The organism is Duganella levis, from assembly GCF_009857605.1.
GTDB classification, from domain to species: Bacteria; Pseudomonadota; Gammaproteobacteria; order Burkholderiales; family Burkholderiaceae_D; genus Rugamonas; species Rugamonas levis.
Map to the genome: position 1 here is coordinate 118,952 of NZ_WWCT01000017.1, position 17,086 is coordinate 136,037.

A 17,086-nucleotide genomic window follows, 5' to 3' on the forward strand; every position below is an offset into this window, starting at 1 on the left:
GCTTTACCGTACCTTGGTGCCGGCAACTGCGGCAACGATGTATTGTTGGAAGTAGGCATACAGCACCAGCACCGGCGCTGCCGCAAACACGGCTTGCGCCATCAGGAAGCCCAGTCCTTCGGATTGCGCGAAGTTGGTCTGGGTCGAGGCCAGTCCCAGCGTCAGCGTGTAATGGTCCGACTGGGTGGCGGAAATCAGCGGCCACAGATAGTCGTTCCACGCGCTGAGGAAGGTGACGATGCCCAGCGTGGCTTGCACCGGCAGCGACAGCGGCAGGATCACGCGGGTGAACACGGTCCAGCGCGAGGCGTTGTCCAGCAGCGCCGCTTCCTCCAGGTCACGCGGGATGGCCTTGAAGTATTGCGTCATCAGGAACACGCCGAACGGCGCCGCCAGGCCGGGCAGGATCAGGCCCGCATAGCTGTTGTGCAGACCCAGGTCGGCGAACATGCGGTGCAGCGGGATCACCACGGCGGTCTGCGGCACGGCCAGCCCGGCCAGCACAAAGCGGTACAGCCAGGTCTTGCCGGGGAACTCGGTGCGGGCAAAGCCGTAGCCGGCCAGTGACGACAGCAACAGCACCAGGACGGTCTGGCCGAACGCCACCACGCAGGAATTGGCGATCCAGCGGAACACCAGCGAGGTGCCGAGGATGTCGCTGTAGTTCTTCAGCGTGTAGGGTGGCGCGAACAGGATGTCGGTGCGTTGCGCCAGCAGCTCGTTCGGCTTGAGCGACAGCAGCAGCACCCACAGTAGCGGCGCCACCCAGGCAATGGCGGCGGCGATGGTGACGCCGAGGATGACGCGGTTGCCCCAGCGGTTGGTCAGGTTGGGATTCATGCTTGTGCCTTTCCGGCGCGGCGTTCCAGCCAGCCTTGCAGCGACATCCCGGCCAGCATCAGCAGGAACAGCGCCTGCGCGCCGGCGGCGGCGTAGCCGAGCTGCCATTGTTCGAACATGGCTTCGTAGACGAACATCACCAGCGAGCGGGTGCTGTTGTTAGGGCCGCCCTGTGTCAGCAGCTGCACCTGGCCGAAGACCTGCAACTGCGCGATCATCTGCGTGACGGCCACCAGCACCACGCCATGGCGGATGGCCGGCAGCGTGATGTGGCGGAAGCTGCGCCAGCGGCTGGTGTTGTCCAGCGCGGCCGCCTCGTAGACGTCGTGCGGGATCTGCTGCAGCGATGCCAGGAACAGCATCATCGGCATGCCGATGCCCCACCAGACGGTGGCCAGCGCCACGGCCGGCAGTGCCAGCCATTCGTGGTTCAGCGGCGCCACGGCGGCCATGCCCATGCCGTGCATGGCGTTGGCCAGCAGGCCGCGTTCGGGCAGCAGCACCAGCCGCCAGATCAGCGTGACGATGGTGACCGACAGCACGCCGGCGCCGAAGAAAATGCCGCGCAAAATGGCGGTGGTGCGGCCCGGCCGGTTCAACGCCAGCGCCAGCGCCAGGCCGGTGATGACCATGACCGGTGTGCACAGGGCGGCGAACAGCACGCTGTTGAAGGCGGAACGCACGAACATCTCGTCCTGCAGCAGGTCGATGAAGTTGGTGACGCCGACCCAGCGACCCATGTTGGACAGCAGGTCGATGGCGTGGAAGCTGAGCCAGAAGCCGTTCAGCAGCGGCCAGACCAGCAGCGTCAGGTAGCACAGCAGGAAGGGCGCGATGAACAGCAGTCCGATCCAGCCGGTGCTGGCGCCGAGGCGCGGCTTGGCCTGCACGGAGGAGGGCAGGTCGCGCATCATGCTGGATGGTGCGCGGCGCCAGCCGCGTCGAACAGGTGGCCACGCTGCAGGTCCATGCGCAGGCGGATGGTGGAGCCGATCGGCGGTTCGGCGGCACGGGGCGGCGCGTCGGCGACCACCAGCAGGCCGTCGGCCAGTTGCACGTGCAGCAAGGTGCGGTCGCCGAGGCGTTCGATGACTTCGACCACGCCTTGCAGCTGGCCGTCGGCCGCCGGCGTCAGTGCATCCGGGCGCAGGCCGAGTTCCATCGCGTCCCCTGCAGGCGGCGCGGCGCAAGGCACGGCGGTGCGCACCGTCTGACCATTGGCCAGCGTGACGGCACAAAAGCCATCTTCATCGGCGGCGCGCTGCACCGGCAGGAAGTTCATCGACGGACTGCCGACAAAGCCGGCCACAAAGCGCGTGGCGGGCCGCTCGTACAATTCCATCGGGGCGGCAAACTGCTCGATGCGGCCCTGGTTCATCACGGCGATGCGGTTCGCCAGTGTCATCGCCTCGACCTGGTCGTGGGTGACGAACAGCATGGTCGCACCGAGGCGCTTGTGCAGGCGCGCCAGCTCAAGGCGGGTGCGCGTGCGTAGCGCCGCATCCAGGTTGGACAAGGGCTCGTCGAACAGGAAGGCCAGCGGCTCCTTCACCACCGCGCGGCCGATGGCCACGCGCTGGCGCTGACCGCCCGACAGCTGCACTGGCTTGCGCTCCAACAGCGCCTGTAATTCCAGCATCTGCGCGGCGGCGGCCACGCGGCGCTCGATCTCCGCTGCATCCATGCGGACGTTGCGCAGGCCGAACGCCATGTTGTCGCGCACCGTCATGTGCGGATACAGCGCGTACTGCTGGAACACCATGGCGATGCCGCGCTGTCCCGGCGCCAGATCGGTGACGTCGCGGCCACCGATGGCGATGCGGCCGCTCGATACCGGCTCCAACCCCGCCAGCATGCGCAGCAGGGTCGACTTGCCGCAGCCCGAAGGCCCCAGCAGCGCGATGAACTCACCGGCCGCGATCGACAAATTGAAGTTCGGGATCACTGTATGCTGGCCATAGCGCTTGCTGACGTCACGCCACTCGATGCCACCCAGTTCGTGCGTCATCTTCATACGGCATTGACGTGCTGCCGCAGCAGCTCGGTCTCACGGGTGCGATACGGCTTGCCGTCGGTGTGCAGCACGTCGTGGAACCAGACCGACGGCGGCGCGAAGGTGTAGGGATGCTTCCACGAGTCCCACGGCATATTGGTCTGGCTCTTGCCGACCACGAAGCCCCAGTTGATCATGCCGATGTTCTCGGCGCGGGCAATCGGCAGGATGGTGTCGAAGGTCGACCCCATGCCGCGCGCCATGTACTCGGTGCACACCAGCGGACGGCCGTAGGCTTGCAGCTGGCGCACGCGGGCCAGGAATTTCTCCGGCCAGCTGTAGTCGTGGAAGGTGACGATGTCCGACAGCGCCATCTGCGCCTTCTGCACATCGTTCAGGATGGCCGACGTCGGCGACCAGTCTTCGCCCAGCCAGATGCCGCTGGTCAGCGGCTGGGTCGGCGCGCAGGCCTGGGCCCAGCCAAACACCTGCGGCAGCAGCTGCGCCACCAGTGCGATCTTGTCCTGTGCTTCGAACTGCTGGTAATAACCCATGCCACCGCCCTGGTTGTCCGGTTCATTCCACAGGTCCCAGCACCACACGCGTTCGTCGTTGCCGAAGCTCGTCACGATATCTTCGACATAGGCACGTAGCGCCGGGTAGCTGGCCTGATCGGCCAGTTGCGCCGCGCCGGGGCTCTGCACCCAGCCCGAGTTGTGGATGCCGGGCATGGGCGCACGCTGCGTACCCAGGGCGGGACGCGGATCCCAGCACGAATCGAATAATACCAGCATGGTGCGGATGCCATGCTTGGTGGAGATGTCGAGATAGGTGTCGATGCGCTGCTTGAAGCCGGCGGCATCCTGCGCCCATACCAGGTCGTGCAGGAACACGCGCATGGTGTTCATGCCGAGCGCGGCGGCCCAGCCCAGTTCGAGGTCGATGCGTTCGACGTCGAAGGTCTCGGCCTGCCACATCTCCAATTGGTTGATGGCGCTGGCCGGCAGGAAGTTGGCGCCGAGGATGCGCGGCTGCGCCGCATACCAGGCATGCGCGCGCTGGGCACTCCACGTTGGAGCTTGGGGAATGGCGGGCGTGGCGTTTGCAGTAGTCATCTTCAATCTTTCTTGGTGGGTGAGTTATCAGGGCACCAGTGCCGCGCTGCCGAAACGGGTGCGGCAACTGGTGTCGGCGCCGCCATCGCTTTGCAGGATGGTCAGCGTCTTGCCATCGGCCGAAGGCAGCAGCGGCGTGGAATAGTTCTGGCACCAGTTGGTGGCGCCCGGCGGCGACGGAATGGCCAGCGGCGAGGCGACTGCCTTCCATGGGCCGCTGCCATCGGCGGTGGTGTTGGTGAACATGGTCTTGCCGTTGCCGGCATCGACCGCGCCGTTTTTATCGAACAGGATCTGGCCGATGGCGATCAGCATGCCGTTGGACTGGCCGGCGACGGGCGCCCAGGCAAAGGTCGGCGCGTGGCGGAAGAACTGGCCGCTGGCGGTCTCCAGGCGGAAGCCGGAATCGTTGGCGGCGCCCCAGTTGATGCCGTCCGCCGAACGCTTGGCGCGTACCGTGCAGTCGAGCGGGCCGCCGTAGCAGTTCTCATAGGTCATCAGGTAAGCACCGGACGGCAGCTGGCGCACGATGGCCATGCCGGGACGGGCGTTTGGATCGTCGCCGGCCACCACGGTTTGCGGCGCGCTCCAGTTGACGGCGTCGCGGCTGGTGACTTCGACCAGGATCTGCGAATGCCCGGCCAGCGTTTCGTCCGAGTAGTAGCAAACCAGTTCGCCGCTTCTGGCGATGCCGAATTCCGGCTCCCAGATGCCCGACGGGTCTTTCAGGTTCTTGGCGATGCGGCCCTTGCCGCACAGGGACAGGTAGTTCCAGGTGACGCCGCCGTCGGCGCTCTGATAGATGCGGTTTTCCATCGGCGCATTGCGTTCCTGGCCAACCGAGGTAGAGTAGAGCAGGGTGCCGGCCGGCAGCGCGCCGATCTTCACCGGCAGTTCATACAGCGTGCCGCAGCACTGGCCCTGTTTGAATTCCGCATCGGCGATGGCGCCGATGCGGCTGAAGCTCTTGCCATCGTCGCTGCTGGCGTAGATGCCGCCGACCGGCGCACCGTTTTCGGTGGACGAGATGCTGGCCACCAGGCGGCCGTTCAGTGCGGCGTTCTGGTGGTGGCTCTGGCGGACCAGGCGTGGATAGGTGCCGAAGATCTCAGCCAGCAGTGTGCCGCGTGGTGGACTGGCAGCGGCGGGTGGTGTGGTGGCTGGTGTGGTGGTAGCGGCGGCGATGGCGCTGCTGCCGCCACAGGCACTCAGTATAAATCCCGCGCATAGCGCGGCAGCGGCAAAAATGCCGGTACGGTAGGTCATGCTTGTCTCCTGGTTGTTGTCGGACTTTAAAGTCACAAATATTTTTGTTGGATTAATTATCGCAACATTTCTCATTAGTGACAACAATATTTGTTATAAATTTTGATCTGCTGGGGTTTTCGCCACGCTGTATCATGCGAACCAACAAACTAATTCATAGGAATACAGGCATGGACGCGAATCGGGCACTGCTGGTGGAGGGGGATGCGGTACTGCCGCTGGTGAAGGCGCTGTCGTCGGAAACGCGGCAGGCGATGCTGGCGCTGTTGACGCACAAGGTGCTCAATCTGTCGGAGCTGGCCGCCACCATGAACCTGCCGCATTCCACCGTCAGCTTCAACGTCAACCAGTTGGAGGCGGTGGGCCTGGTGGTGGTGGAGACCGAGCCAGGCACGCGCGGCATCCAGAAACTGTGCTCCAAGCGCTACGACGAAGTGCGCATCCGGTTGCCCGGTGCGGCGGTGGAAGCGGAGCAGAACACGGTCACCATCAGCATGCCGATCGGCAGCTACCGTAGCGTCGAGGCCAGCCCGACTTGCGGCCTGGTGAGCGAGACCAAGATCATCGGCATGCTGGACGATCCGCGCTCCTTCTTCGAGCCGGAGCACGTCAATGCGCAGCTGCTGTGGTTCGGCGCGGGCCATGTGGAATATGCCTTCCCTAATAATGTGCCGTACGGCGCGGTGACCACCGACCTGTCGCTGTCGATGGAGCTGTGTTCGGAAGCGCCCAACTACAATCCGGAGTGGCCGTCCGATATCACGCTGTGGATTAACGATGTGGAAGTGGGCACCTGGACCTCGCCCGGCGACTTCGGCGGCAAGCCGGGGCTGCTCACGCCGGCGTGGTGGCAGATCGAGGGCACCACCTATGGCGTGCTAAAACAATGGAGCGTCAGCGAGCGCGGGGCGATGATCGATGGCGTGACGCTGAGCGCCACCACCATCGCCGACCTGAGTCTGGCGCAGGCCAATCACATCCGGGTGCGCATCGGCGTCAAGGATGACGCCCGCAACAAGGGCGGGCTGAATCTGTTCGGCCGAAAATTCGGCAATTATCCGCAGGATATCGTGATGCGCATGGGCTTTGAATTTCCCGCCGGTGCCGCCGTGCCGATCGCCGGAACGATCTGATTGACTATCAAGCGTGACGTTTTTCCAACAACTTTTGTTGGTGCTTAGGGCGGGAAAACGTCTACCTAGTGAAATTTTGGTGATATTTCGCCATTAGTCGCAAATATTCTTGAAATAAAAATCAAATAGCTTCACTATTGCATCGTTACTAGGGCACTGTCGCAAAGAAGTTTGCGAGATTGCCGCCCATAACGAATATATAAAGCGATGACGCGCCGTGCAACGCGCTGGAGGCATCCGGTATCAGTAGCTCGCCAGGGCATACCGGGTCTGCACGGGAGCAGTCGTCCTATACCAATAGTGGAGACACAGACATGCAACAGTTCAAAAGAACGCCGCTCGCAGCGGCGTTGCTGAGTGTATTGGCAGGCGTACCGGCATGGGCGCAGCAGCAGCCGGCCGACAGCACCGACGACGGCACCACCGTGGTGGTATCGGGCATCCGCCAGAGCGTGCGCAAGGCCGAAGACATCAAGCGCACCGCCGACCAGGTGGTCGATTCCATCAACGCCGAGGACATCGGCAAATTCCCCGACCGCTCGGTGGGCGAGGCGCTGCAGCGCATTCCCGGCGTGCAGGTCAGCCGCACCGCCAGCGAAGTTAACAGCGTGCTGATACGCGGCCTGCCGGATCTGGCCACTACCATCAACGGCAACGAAATCTTCACCGGCGACGGCCGCCGCCTGTCCTACCAGGATCTGCGCATCGAAGGCGTGGCCGGGCTGGACGTCTTCAAGTCCGCCACGCCGAATCAGCAGGAGGGCGGCATCGCCGGCCTGATGGACGTGCGCCTGCGCAAACCGTTCGACTTCAAGGGCCTGAGCGCGTCGGGCTTCGTCGACGGCGTCAATGTCCATCCGCGCGGCACCAGCGCCAAGTCGTACACCGATCCGTCATTGGGCGGCCTGATTTCCAACCGCTGGAAGACCGAGCATGGCGACGTCGGCGCACTGCTGGACGGCACCTACGTCAAGGACCGCTTCGTCAATCCGGTGCAGTGGCTCGCCGAGCCGGGCGGCGCCGGCCTGTGGCAGGTGCGCGCCGATGGCACGGCCTACCGCGACGATCCGAGCAATCCGAACCTGGCGGCTGAAAAGGCCAAGGGCGGCGCGACCACGGCGGCGGTGATGCCGTTCCCCGGCGGCGTGTACAACTCCGGCGAGCGCGAACGTCAGCAGCTGCACGGCGCCCTGCAATGGAAGCCGAGCGACAAGCTGGAACTGGACAGCCAGATGATCTACATGGGTTACCGCAGCCGCAGCGCGGAAGACTATCTGTTCGGCGTGGCGCGCGACGGCTTTGCCGCCACCAACGTGGTGCTGGCGCCGGACGGCGACTATTGCAACACCAGCCGTGGCCACGCCTGCCCGATCGCTTCGGCCGACGTGCTGGCTGCCGCCGACGGCAACACGCCGTACACCGCGTCCAGCACCCAGGCGCACCAGCAGAAGACCGATACCGCCTATGGCAGCTTTGGCGCCAAATACAAGGATGGTCCATGGCAGGCCAGCACCGACCTGGCGTTCACGTACTCCAAGTTTACCGATGACCGCATCATCGTCGACCAGAGCGTGCCGAATGCGAGCCTGCACGTGGTTGGCCTGGACGCCAGCGGCCACGGTGGCTTCTCCGCCTCCACGCCGGGCCATCCGAATGCCCTGAGCGACCCGAATCAATATGTGCTGCGCGGCTTCTTCCAGTCGTGGAGCGAGAGCAGCGGCCGCCAGGTCCAATGGCGCAATGATGTCAGCTACCGCCTCGGCGAAGGCTTCATCAGCAAGCTGTCGGGCGGCTTCCGCCTGTCGTCGCGCGACGCCGAGTACCATGGCGCCGAAGGCGGTGTCGATACGCCAGGCGGTGCGCGTCCGGTGCCGGTCAGCGTATTCGGTCCGGCGTTTGATTCCGTCGTGCCAGGCGTCGAGCGTCTGGGCGGCGCCTTCGCGACGCCGTCCACCGACTTCCTGCTGGATAACCGCGATCAGGTGCGCAAGTACTACGGCCTGGCGGCGGGCCGCCTGCCGGATGATCCGAACCGCCTGTTCAAGCAGACCGAGAAAACCTATACCGGCTATGGCATGGCCAACTACGGTTTCGATGTCGGCTCGGTCGGCGTTTCCGGCCTGGCCGGCGTGCGCGTAAGTCGCGTCCAGCGCGATTTGAACGGCAACAGCCGCATCGGCGACACTATCAGCAATATCGATCTGAGCACCTCGCACACCGACGTCCTGCCGAGCATCAGCGCCAAGGTGGATTGGGCCAGCGACTGGGTGTCGCACATCGGCTGGGGCAAGACCGTGACCCGTCCGGACTTCGCTTCGCTGAATCCCGCGCTGTCGCTGACGCCACCGTCGATCAACCGTCCAGGCTATGGCACGGCCGGCAATCCGACCCTGAAGCCGGTCGAATCGAAGTCCTTCGACATCACGCTGGAACGCTACTTCGACAACAACGGCTACGCATCGGTCGCCTACTTCGACCGCCGCATCGATGGCTACCTGCAGCCGTTCTCGCAAGTGGAGAGCATCAACGGCCTCGATTACACCGTGACCCGTCCGCAAAATGCCGGCAAGGGCAAGCTGCATGGTTACGAGCTGTCGGCGCAGAAGTTCCTCGACTTCCTGCCGGGCGTGCTGTCGGGACTCGGCGTGCAGGCCAACTACACCTGGATCACCGGTACCACCGAAAGCGCCAACACGCTCAATGGCAGCGACTACACGGTGACGCCGTTGACTAACGTCGCCAAGAAGAACGCCAACGTGGCGCTGATCTATGAGAAGTTCGGACTCAGTGGCCGCCTGGCTTATTCGCGCCGCGACAGCTATGTCGAGTCGCTGAACAATGGCGGCATCCAGCTGCCGGCGACCAATGTAGTGCGTCCGCGAACCCAGGTCGATCTGTCGATCGGCTATGAGATCAACCCGCACCTGTCTTTGCAGTTCAACGCCTGGAACCTGACGCACGCCGCCTATGAAAGCTATAGCGGCTACCAACAGTTCGCACGCGATATCCGTTACGACCCGGCCGTCTACTCGCTTGGCTTGCGCTTCAAGCTGTAACGCCGCGTCATCCGCTCCAGTGTAGTACTTGCGCAGGGAGCTTGCTCCCTGCTTTTTTTTGCGCGCACAAAACAGGAGTCTGCAACATGAAGAAAAAGCGCCCCATCAAGATCGCCATTGTGGGCGTCGGAAAAATCGCCTGCGACCAGCACTTGCCGGCGATTTGGGCGAGCGATGAATTTGAACTGGTGGCGTCGGCCAGCCTGGGCGAAACCGTCGCCGGCTGGCCCGGCTTCCGCTCGATCGATGACATGCTGGCGGCCGTGCCGAAGATTGAAGCGGTGGCCCTGTGCGTGCCGCCGCAGTACCGTTACATGGCAGCGCGCGCGGCGCTTTTGGCTGGCAAGCACGTGCTGATGGAAAAGCCGCCCGGCGCGACGCTGTCGGAGGTGGAGGATTTGCAGGCCCTGGCCGCACGCCAAGGCTGCACGCTGTTCGCCAGCTGGCATTCTCGCCACGCGCCGGCGGTGCAGCCGGCCAAGGCGTTTCTGGCCGAGTGGCCGCCACTCAGCGTGCAGATAGTCTGGCGCGAAGATGTACGCCTATGGCACCCCGGCCAAGACTGGATCTGGCAGGCCGGCGGCCTTGGCGTCTTTGACCCCGGCATCAATGCCTTGTCCATTCTTACCGAGATCCTGCCGTCACGCGTGTTCCTGCAGCGCGCGACACTGGGCTTTCCCGCAAACCGCGCCGCGCCCATCGCGGCCGAGTTATTTTTCCAGGACGCTGACGGCATGCAGGTGCACGCCGACTTCGACTGGCGCGAAACCACGCAGCAGCGCTGGGACATCGTGGTGCAGACCGCCGCCGGAGAGCTCAGGCTCGGTGACGGCGGAGCGAGCCTGTGGCGGCAGGGCGCTGCGCAAGCGCTGGGCGATGAGAAGGAATATCCATCGCTGTACCGCCACTTCGCCGCGTTGATCAAGGATGGCCGTTCGGACGTGGATTTGTCGCCATTGCGCCATGTAGCCGACGCATTCATGCTAGGCTTGCGCGCGCAGTTGGGATTATTCGATCACTGAACCGGGAGAACAGCACATGACAGGACGCCAGCGCTTCGCCACGATATTTGCAGCCTTATCCCTTGGACTGGTACCGCAAGCGACGGGACAAACGGTACAACAGTTCGAGGTGCCCGGCGAGTCGCCGGTCGCGCTGTACAGTCCCGCGTCGGTCAAGCCGGGCGTGAAAGCGCCGCTGGTATTCCTGCTCCATGGCAGCTCGGGAGATGGCCTATCCATATTAAGAAACTCCGGTTTGAAAGCAGCCGCTGACAAACATGGCTTTATCATCGCGGCGCCGACTGGCGCAATTCATCTCGACAAAGGATTTGCGTGGAACGTGCCGGGCGTCGCGACAGTCAGTGGCAAGCCTCCCGGCGCAGGCGACAGGGACGACGTCAAATACATGCTGTCCATCCTGGATGCACTGGTCAAGCAAGGCAGCGTTGATCGCAGCCGTGTCTACGCCACCGGCATCTCCGGCGGCGGACGCATGACCAGCTGGTTAGGCTGCGTTGCCTCGACGCGGTTTGCCGCCATCGCGCCAGTGGTGGGGCTGCGCGCTGGAACACCGCTCAAGTCAGATCCGTCCCGGCCCGACCCTGAGAGCTGTCAGCCAGAATCTGCCCTTCCGATCATCGCGTTCGCTGGAAACAAAGATCCGGTCAATCCGATGGACGGCGGCGGCGCGCCATATTGGCAGTACTCGATGCGTTCCGCCGAGATCAGATGGGCGACGCTGAATCACTGCCAGGCTTCCCCGGTAACGAAAGCAATCTCGCCGGCCCTCTACCAAGAACGCTACGACGGCTGCCGGGATAACGCCGTGGTCACTGCCTACATTACCGAGGGAGGAGGGCACAGCTGGCTTGCCGACAATGACGTGATGTGGGCTTTCTTTAAGGACTACGCGCGGGCTGAGGATGGCAAGCTGCTGAAGGTCGCTAACTAAAGAGATATGGGACCGCTGCCTGTCCGATACCCATCACCAGCTATGCGCGGGAAATTTTTACGGGCGTCATAAAGCGCACTCAGGCGCCACGCGATTTCCCGCACAATGGCGCCATGGACAAAGTTACGACCCGATTTACCGATGCCTCCCTCTTGCCTTCGCCGGACAGCCGCCGCGCGCCATTGATCAAACGCCGGGATCTGAAGATGGCCAGGTCGCCGCATGCCTACGTGCGCGGCAATACCGCCCAATACTATGACTGGCTGCACTCCTTGCCGGGACAACGGCTGCCCCGTGGGCCGGCAATCTGGATCTGCGGCGACTGCCATGTCGGTAACCTGGGACCGGTTGCCGATGCACAGCGAAAGGTTCAGCTGCGCCTGCGCGATTTTGATCAGGCGACCATCGGCAATCCCTCGCACGATCTGATCCGCCTTGGCCTGTCGCTGGCCAGCGCCGCGCGCGGCTCGTCACTGCCCGGCATCGTGACCGCGCACATGCTGCAGCACATGTTGCTGGGCTACCAGCGGGCGTTCTTTCCAGGTCACGAAGAGATCTTCGTCAAGCCGCAGGTGGTCAAGACAGCCTTGCGCCAGGCGCAGCAGCGTTCCTGGAAGATGCTGGCGCGCGAGCGGGCCATTGACGGCAGCCAGACCATCCAGCTGGGCAAAAACTTTTGGCCGATTAGTGCTGCGGAACGGTCCGCGATCGACGAGATGTTTGCCGACCCCGCCATCCTTGCCCGCGTGACGGGCGGTGAAGTTGGCGATACAGCGCGCCTCCCTGTGGTGGTCGACGCCGCGTATTGGGTCAAAGGCTGCAGTTCGCTGGGCTTGCTGCGCTATGCAGTCCTGGTCGATTACAACGGCACGCGCCGTTTACTCGACATCAAGGAAGCCGTTGCGGCGACCAGTCCGCGTTATCGCCGTGCCAGCATGCCGCGCGATAACGCCAAACGCGTGACGGAAGGAGCCTGCCATCTGACGCCGGCATTGGGCGAACGCATGGTGGCGCGCCGCTTTATGGAGCGCGGCGTGTTTATCCGCGAACTGCTGCCGCAAGACCTGAAATTGGAGATTGAGCAGTTGGGCATCGAGGACGCGGTGCTCACTGCCAGCTATCTGGCGTACGTGGTCGGTAGCGCGCATGCGCGGCAAATGGACGCGGGGACGCGCCACGCCTGGCTCAGCGAACTGATGGGCAAACCGACCAAATCCAGCGGCGCGCCGCATTGGTTGTGGCACAGCGTGGTCCAGCTGGTCGCCAGTCACGAAGCGGGCTATCTTGAGCACTGCCGGAAATACGCGATGTCGGAATGAATCGCTGCGGTTTGCGCGTCGGCAGCAGGTCGATCAGGGGGGGCGGAAACAGACCAGGGTGACAGCTCCATGCGGCAGTAGTTCAGTTGGTAGAGCGCAACGTTGTGTGCCAAGCCGCCTTTCGAAGCGCTACAAACCCGGCGATAAGCCACCATCCACACGCAGGTTGGTGCCGGTAATATAGCCGGCCACCGGGCTGGCAAGGAAGGCCGCCACGACGCGCCCGACCGGCACCCGCGCGAACAGGGGCACTACGAAGCGCTCGATCGTCTCCCACGGCGCATTGATGTCGAGGCCATGCCGGACGGCGACCATGGATCGCAACCAAGGTCGCACTGTGGGCCATGAAGTGACCGCTTAGAAGTTGACGGCGGCGGAAAGCGTCACCGGGTGCCGCGCTAGCTGCTGCTGACATTCGCGTATCGCCTGTTGCTTGACCGGCCCGAAGCCGCGCACTTGCTGTGGCAGGCCTGCCAGCTTGAGCGCCTGCTCGTAGCCTGCGCTATCGAGGTAGGTGCACTCATGCTCGATCAGGCCAATGAACTGTTCCGCCAGTGCGCGCTCGCGACGTCGCTCTTCGGTGTGGCCGAAGGGATCGAAGACAGTGCCGCGCAAGCCTTTCAGGCCGGCCAGCATCTTGAATGCCGTGAACACCCACGGACCGACCTTGTGCTTGCGCGGCCGTCCGGTGGCCTGATCCAGACGCGAGAACAAGGGCGGCGCCAGCCAGATCGACAGCCTGGCGTGATCGGCAAACTGCGCGGCCAGGCTGGCGCGGAATTCCGCATTGCTATACAGGCGCGCCACTTCATATTCATCCTTGTACGCCATCAGACGGTAGGCGCTGAGCGCCACCTGGCGGCTGAACTCTTGCTGGCCTGGCGCGGCACGTTGCTCGGCGTCGCGTGCGCGCTGCACCAGTTTGCGGTAGCGCTCCGCGTAGGCCGCGTCCTGGTAGGCGGTGAGATCCTGCACGCGTGTGGCCAGCAACTGCTCAAGGCTTTGCGAGGCCGGCGTGACCGCCACCGGCGCGCCGCGCACCCGCTCCAGCAAGTCCGGATGACAGGCCGCGATACGGCCCCAGCGGAAAGCGCTGTGGTTCAGCGCTACCGCCGCGCCGTTCAGTTCGATGGTACGGTGCAGCGCTTCAAACGACAGCGGCACCAGTCCCTGCTGCCAGGCGTAGCCCAGCATCAGCGTGTGCACTACCACCGTGTCGCCAAACAGGGCCTGCGCCAGTGCGTTGGCTTGCAAGGTGTGGAAGCGCGCCGGCACACAGCGCTGGCGGATGCGTTCGCGCATCAGCGAGGCCGGCTGGGTGGCGTCGCGCTGGCGCACCACGGCCGAGGTTGGCGTTTCATCGAGGTTGAGTACGGCGCCGGAGCGCTGTGGCGACAGCCGGGCGGCGTTGTCGGCCGCCGCCGCCACCACCATGTCGGCGCCCAGCAGCAGATCGGCCGCGCCCTGGCCGATGCGCACCGCGCCGATCTCGTCCGCCTGCGCGGCAAGCCGCACCTGGCTCACCACCGCGCCGTTCTTCTGCGCCAGTCCGGTAAAGTCCAGCACCGTGGACGCCTTGCCTTCCAGGTGTGCGGCGCCGCCCAGCAGCGCGCCTGTTGTCAGCACGCCGCTGCCGCCGATGCCGGCCACCAGGATGTTGAACGGCCGGTCCAGCGCCGGCACCTGCGGTTGCGGCACACCGGGCCACAGTTCCGCTTCCAGCGCCTGCAGCCGTTGCGCATCCGGCTTGCGCAGGCGCGCGCCGGTGATGTCGACAAAGCTCGGGCAAAACCCTTTGACGCAGGAGAAATCCTTGTTGCAGCTGTTCTGGTTGATGCGGCGCTTGCGGCCGAACGCGGTGTCCAGCGGCTCGACCGCGATGCAGTTCGACTGCACCGAGCAATCGCCGCAACCTTCGCACACGCGTTCGTTGATGAACAGGCGGCGGTCGGGATCGGGCATGGTGTTGCGCTTGCGGCGCCGGCGTTTCTCGGCCGCACAGGTCTGTTCGTAGACGATGGCGGTGACGCCGGGCACGCCGCGCAATGCGCGTTGCACCGCATCCAGCTCGCCGCGCTCATGCACGCTGGTGCCGGGCGCCAGCGCGGCATCATGGCGCCATCGGGCCGGATCGTCGGACACCAGCGCGATACGCTGCACGCCTTCCGCCTGCAATTGGCGGGTGATGCGGGCCGGATCGATCACGCCTTCGGCCGCCTGACCGCCGGTCATGGCGACGGCGTCGTTGTAGAGAATCTTGTAGGTGATGTTGGCGTTGGCCGCCAGCGCCGCGCGGATCGCCAGCAGGCCGGAGTGCTGGTAGGTGCCGTCGCCCAGGTTCTGGAAAATATGGCCGGTCTGCGAGAACGGCGCCGCCCCCACCCACTGCGCACCTTCACCGCCCATCTGCGAGAAGCTCGGCGTCTTCAGTTCCGGCTGCGCCAGCGCCATGACGTGGCAGCCGATGCCGCCGCCCGTGATCGAACCCTCCGGCGTGCGGGTCGAGGTGTTGTGCGGGCAGCCGGAGCAGAAGTAGGGGGCGCGCACGGGGATCACGGCCGCCTTCAGCGGCGTGGCGCTGGCGTCCCAAGCCGCCAGCCGGTGCTGCAGCAAGGGCAGCGCATCGCCGAAGCGGCGCGCCAGCGCACGCGCCACGATCCGCGGCGTGAATTCGGCAATCTCGGACAGCAGCGCGCCGCCATCGCCGTCGGTCTTGCCGCTGATGCGCGGGCGCTGCGCCAGACAGTACAGTGCGTCCTTGAGCTGGGTCTCGACATTGGCGCGCTTTTCCTCGATGACCAGCACTTCCTCGTGGCCGGCGGCAAACGCGCACGCGCCCTCGGTCTCCAGCGGCCAGCTCATGCCCACCTTGTAGACCGAGACGCCCAGTTCGGCCAACTGCGCGGCGTCCAACTGCATGTCGTCCAGCGCCTGCATCAGATCCTGGTGCGCCTTGCCGACGGTGATGATGCCGAAGCGCCGCTGCGGCGCGGCGATCACGCAACGGTCGATGCCGTTGACGCGCGCCCAGGCCCGTGCGGCCGGCAGGCGCTCATCGATCAGCCGCCGTTCCAGCTCGGCGCGTTGGCCGGGCCAGGCCAGCGACGGATCCCAGCCCAGGCCGTGGGCCGGCAGCGGCAGCGCCGGCGCGCGGTATGCGGGCAGCCCGTCCAGCGATACCGTGGCCGCCGTCTCGATCACCTCGGCGATGGTTTTCAGGCCGACCCACAGGCCGCAATAACGCGACAGCGCAATGCCGGCCAGGCCCAGTTCAATCACTTCGCGCACATTGGCCGGTTGCAGCACCGGCATCGACGCGGCATGGAAGATGCCGTCGGTCTGGTGCGGATACATCGACGATTGCGCCGCATGGTCGTCGCCCGACACCGCCAGCACGCCGCCCAGCGCCGACGTGCCCAGCATGTTGGCGGTGCGGAACACATCGCCGGTGCGGTCGACGCCCGGGCCCTTGCCGTACCAGATGCCGAATACGCCATCGACCTTGGTGGGACCGTAAGCCTTGTGCATTTGGGCGCCCCACAGCGCGGTGGCGGCCAGGTCTTCGTTGAGGCCGGGCTGGAACACGATATCGTGCGCCTGTAATTGCTTTTCTGCTTTCCACAGTTGCTGGTCGTAGGCGCCGAGCGGCGAGCCGCGGTAGCCGGAGACCAGCCCGGCCGTGTTCAATCCCGCTGCGCGGTCGCGTTGTCGCTGCAACATGGGCAGCAGCACCAGCGCCTGGATTCCGCTCAGGAACTGGACGCCGTCGGTTGGCTGGAGGTGGGGACTTGGCTTCATGGTCTGGTCGCAGAGTGATCGATGCGAAAATTTTACGCTCAGGTGCCGAGTCGTTTTCTGCCAAAATACACCATGATTGGTGCAATAATTAGTCGACAATATCCAAAAATGAATAGAGGGATGGAGAAATATGGCTAATCAGGATGATCTCGATAAAATCGACCGCAAGCTGCTGCAGGTGCTGGCGCGCGACGGCCGCGTGGCGTGGAGCGAGCTGGCCGAGCAGATCGGCTTGTCGCTGACGCCGACCCTGCGGCGCGTGCGCCAGCTGGAAGAGGCTGGCTATATCCAGGGCTATGTCGCCCAGCTCGACGAAGGCAAGCTGGCTGGCCGCGTGTGCGTGTTCGTGGCCGTCACGCTGAGCAGCCAGGCGGAAGACGCCATCCAGCGCTTTGAGGAACAGATCGCGCTCGCCCCCGAGGTGATGAGCTGCTTCCTGATGACCGGCGACGCCGACTACACCTTGCGCGTGGTGGTGCCCGACCTCGACACCTATCACCGCTTCCTCACCCGCACGCTCACGCGCATTCCCGGCGTGGCGCACATCAAGTCCAGCTTTGCCCTCAAGACGGTGCTGATGCGTCCTTCCCCGTTGCTGTAGCCGCCGGTCGCA

The 17,086-nt window shown here is 64.6% G+C and carries 12 protein-coding genes and 1 pseudogene; 6 read left to right on the forward strand and 7 right to left on the reverse strand.

Annotation, left to right across the window (positions count from 1 at the left end):
* Window positions 1-3: 3 nt before the first annotated feature.
* From GTP69_RS19995 to GTP69_RS20015, 5 genes are read right to left on the reverse strand one after another with little or no spacing between them, the layout of a single operon-like run.
* The gene (locus tag GTP69_RS19995; RefSeq protein WP_161056490.1) at window positions 4-840 is read right to left on the reverse strand and encodes a carbohydrate ABC transporter permease; all 837 of its coding nucleotides are present in this window, start codon (window positions 838-840) and stop codon (window positions 4-6) included.
* Window positions 837-1,754 carry a carbohydrate ABC transporter permease gene (locus GTP69_RS20000; RefSeq protein ID WP_229261056.1) on the reverse strand — a complete coding sequence of 306 codons (918 nt, stop codon included), beginning with the start codon at window positions 1,752-1,754 and terminating at the stop codon, window positions 837-839. Before GTP69_RS20000 ends, GTP69_RS19995 begins: the two co-directional genes overlap by 4 nt.
* Entirely contained in the window at window positions 1,751-2,854 is a 1,104-nt protein-coding gene (locus tag GTP69_RS20005) for an ABC transporter ATP-binding protein (protein WP_308494442.1), read from the reverse strand. Before GTP69_RS20005 ends, GTP69_RS20000 begins: the two co-directional genes overlap by 4 nt.
* Window positions 2,851-3,948, reverse strand: coding sequence for a glycoside hydrolase 5 family protein (locus tag GTP69_RS20010; RefSeq protein WP_161056491.1), 1,098 nt, complete (start codon window positions 3,946-3,948; stop codon window positions 2,851-2,853). Before GTP69_RS20010 ends, GTP69_RS20005 begins: the two co-directional genes overlap by 4 nt.
* Window positions 3,949-3,975: 27 nt before the next feature.
* Complete coding sequence (locus GTP69_RS20015) at window positions 3,976-5,214, reverse strand: sialidase family protein (protein ID WP_161056492.1); 1,239 nt, start codon at window positions 5,212-5,214, stop codon at window positions 3,976-3,978.
* 170 nt (window positions 5,215-5,384) lie between these two features.
* Between GTP69_RS20015 and GTP69_RS20020 the strand changes: the two genes are divergently transcribed.
* The 5 genes from GTP69_RS20020 (at window position 5,385) to GTP69_RS20040 (ending at window position 12,675) form a co-directional block, all read left to right on the forward strand.
* The gene (locus GTP69_RS20020; RefSeq protein WP_161056493.1) at window positions 5,385-6,347 is read left to right on the forward strand and encodes an ArsR/SmtB family transcription factor; all 963 of its coding nucleotides are present in this window, start codon (window positions 5,385-5,387) and stop codon (window positions 6,345-6,347) included.
* Window positions 6,348-6,661: 314 nt separating this feature from the next.
* Window positions 6,662-9,403, forward strand: coding sequence for a TonB-dependent receptor (locus GTP69_RS20025; protein WP_161056494.1), 2,742 nt, complete (start codon window positions 6,662-6,664; stop codon window positions 9,401-9,403).
* An 86-nt stretch (window positions 9,404-9,489) separates the two neighbouring features.
* Window positions 9,490-10,425 (forward strand): Gfo/Idh/MocA family protein, encoded by a 936-nt coding sequence (locus tag GTP69_RS20030; RefSeq protein ID WP_161056495.1) that lies wholly within the window; start codon window positions 9,490-9,492, stop codon window positions 10,423-10,425.
* A 16-nt stretch (window positions 10,426-10,441) separates the two neighbouring features.
* On the forward strand, window positions 10,442-11,356 hold the full coding sequence (locus tag GTP69_RS20035) for a CE1 family esterase (RefSeq protein WP_161056496.1): 915 nt from the start codon (window positions 10,442-10,444) through the stop codon (window positions 11,354-11,356).
* A gap of 113 nt (window positions 11,357-11,469) precedes the next feature.
* Window positions 11,470-12,675, forward strand: a complete 1,206-nt coding sequence (locus tag GTP69_RS20040; protein ID WP_161056497.1) for a DUF2252 family protein — start codon at window positions 11,470-11,472, stop codon at window positions 12,673-12,675.
* A 129-nt stretch (window positions 12,676-12,804) separates the two neighbouring features.
* Here the strand turns inward: GTP69_RS20040 and GTP69_RS31860 are convergent.
* Window positions 12,805-12,915, reverse strand: a pseudogene (locus GTP69_RS31860) (SDR family NAD(P)-dependent oxidoreductase); the annotation flags it as partial.
* A 117-nt stretch (window positions 12,916-13,032) separates the two neighbouring features.
* Window positions 13,033-16,473: an indolepyruvate ferredoxin oxidoreductase family protein gene (locus tag GTP69_RS20050; protein WP_161056499.1), complete on the reverse strand. Its 3,441-nt coding sequence runs from the start codon at window positions 16,471-16,473 to the stop codon at window positions 13,033-13,035.
* Between the two features lie 130 nt (window positions 16,474-16,603).
* Between GTP69_RS20050 and GTP69_RS20055 the strand changes: the two genes are divergently transcribed.
* Complete coding sequence (locus tag GTP69_RS20055; protein WP_161056500.1) at window positions 16,604-17,074, forward strand: Lrp/AsnC family transcriptional regulator; 471 nt, start codon at window positions 16,604-16,606, stop codon at window positions 17,072-17,074.
* The last annotated feature ends 12 nt before the right edge of the window (window positions 17,075-17,086 follow it).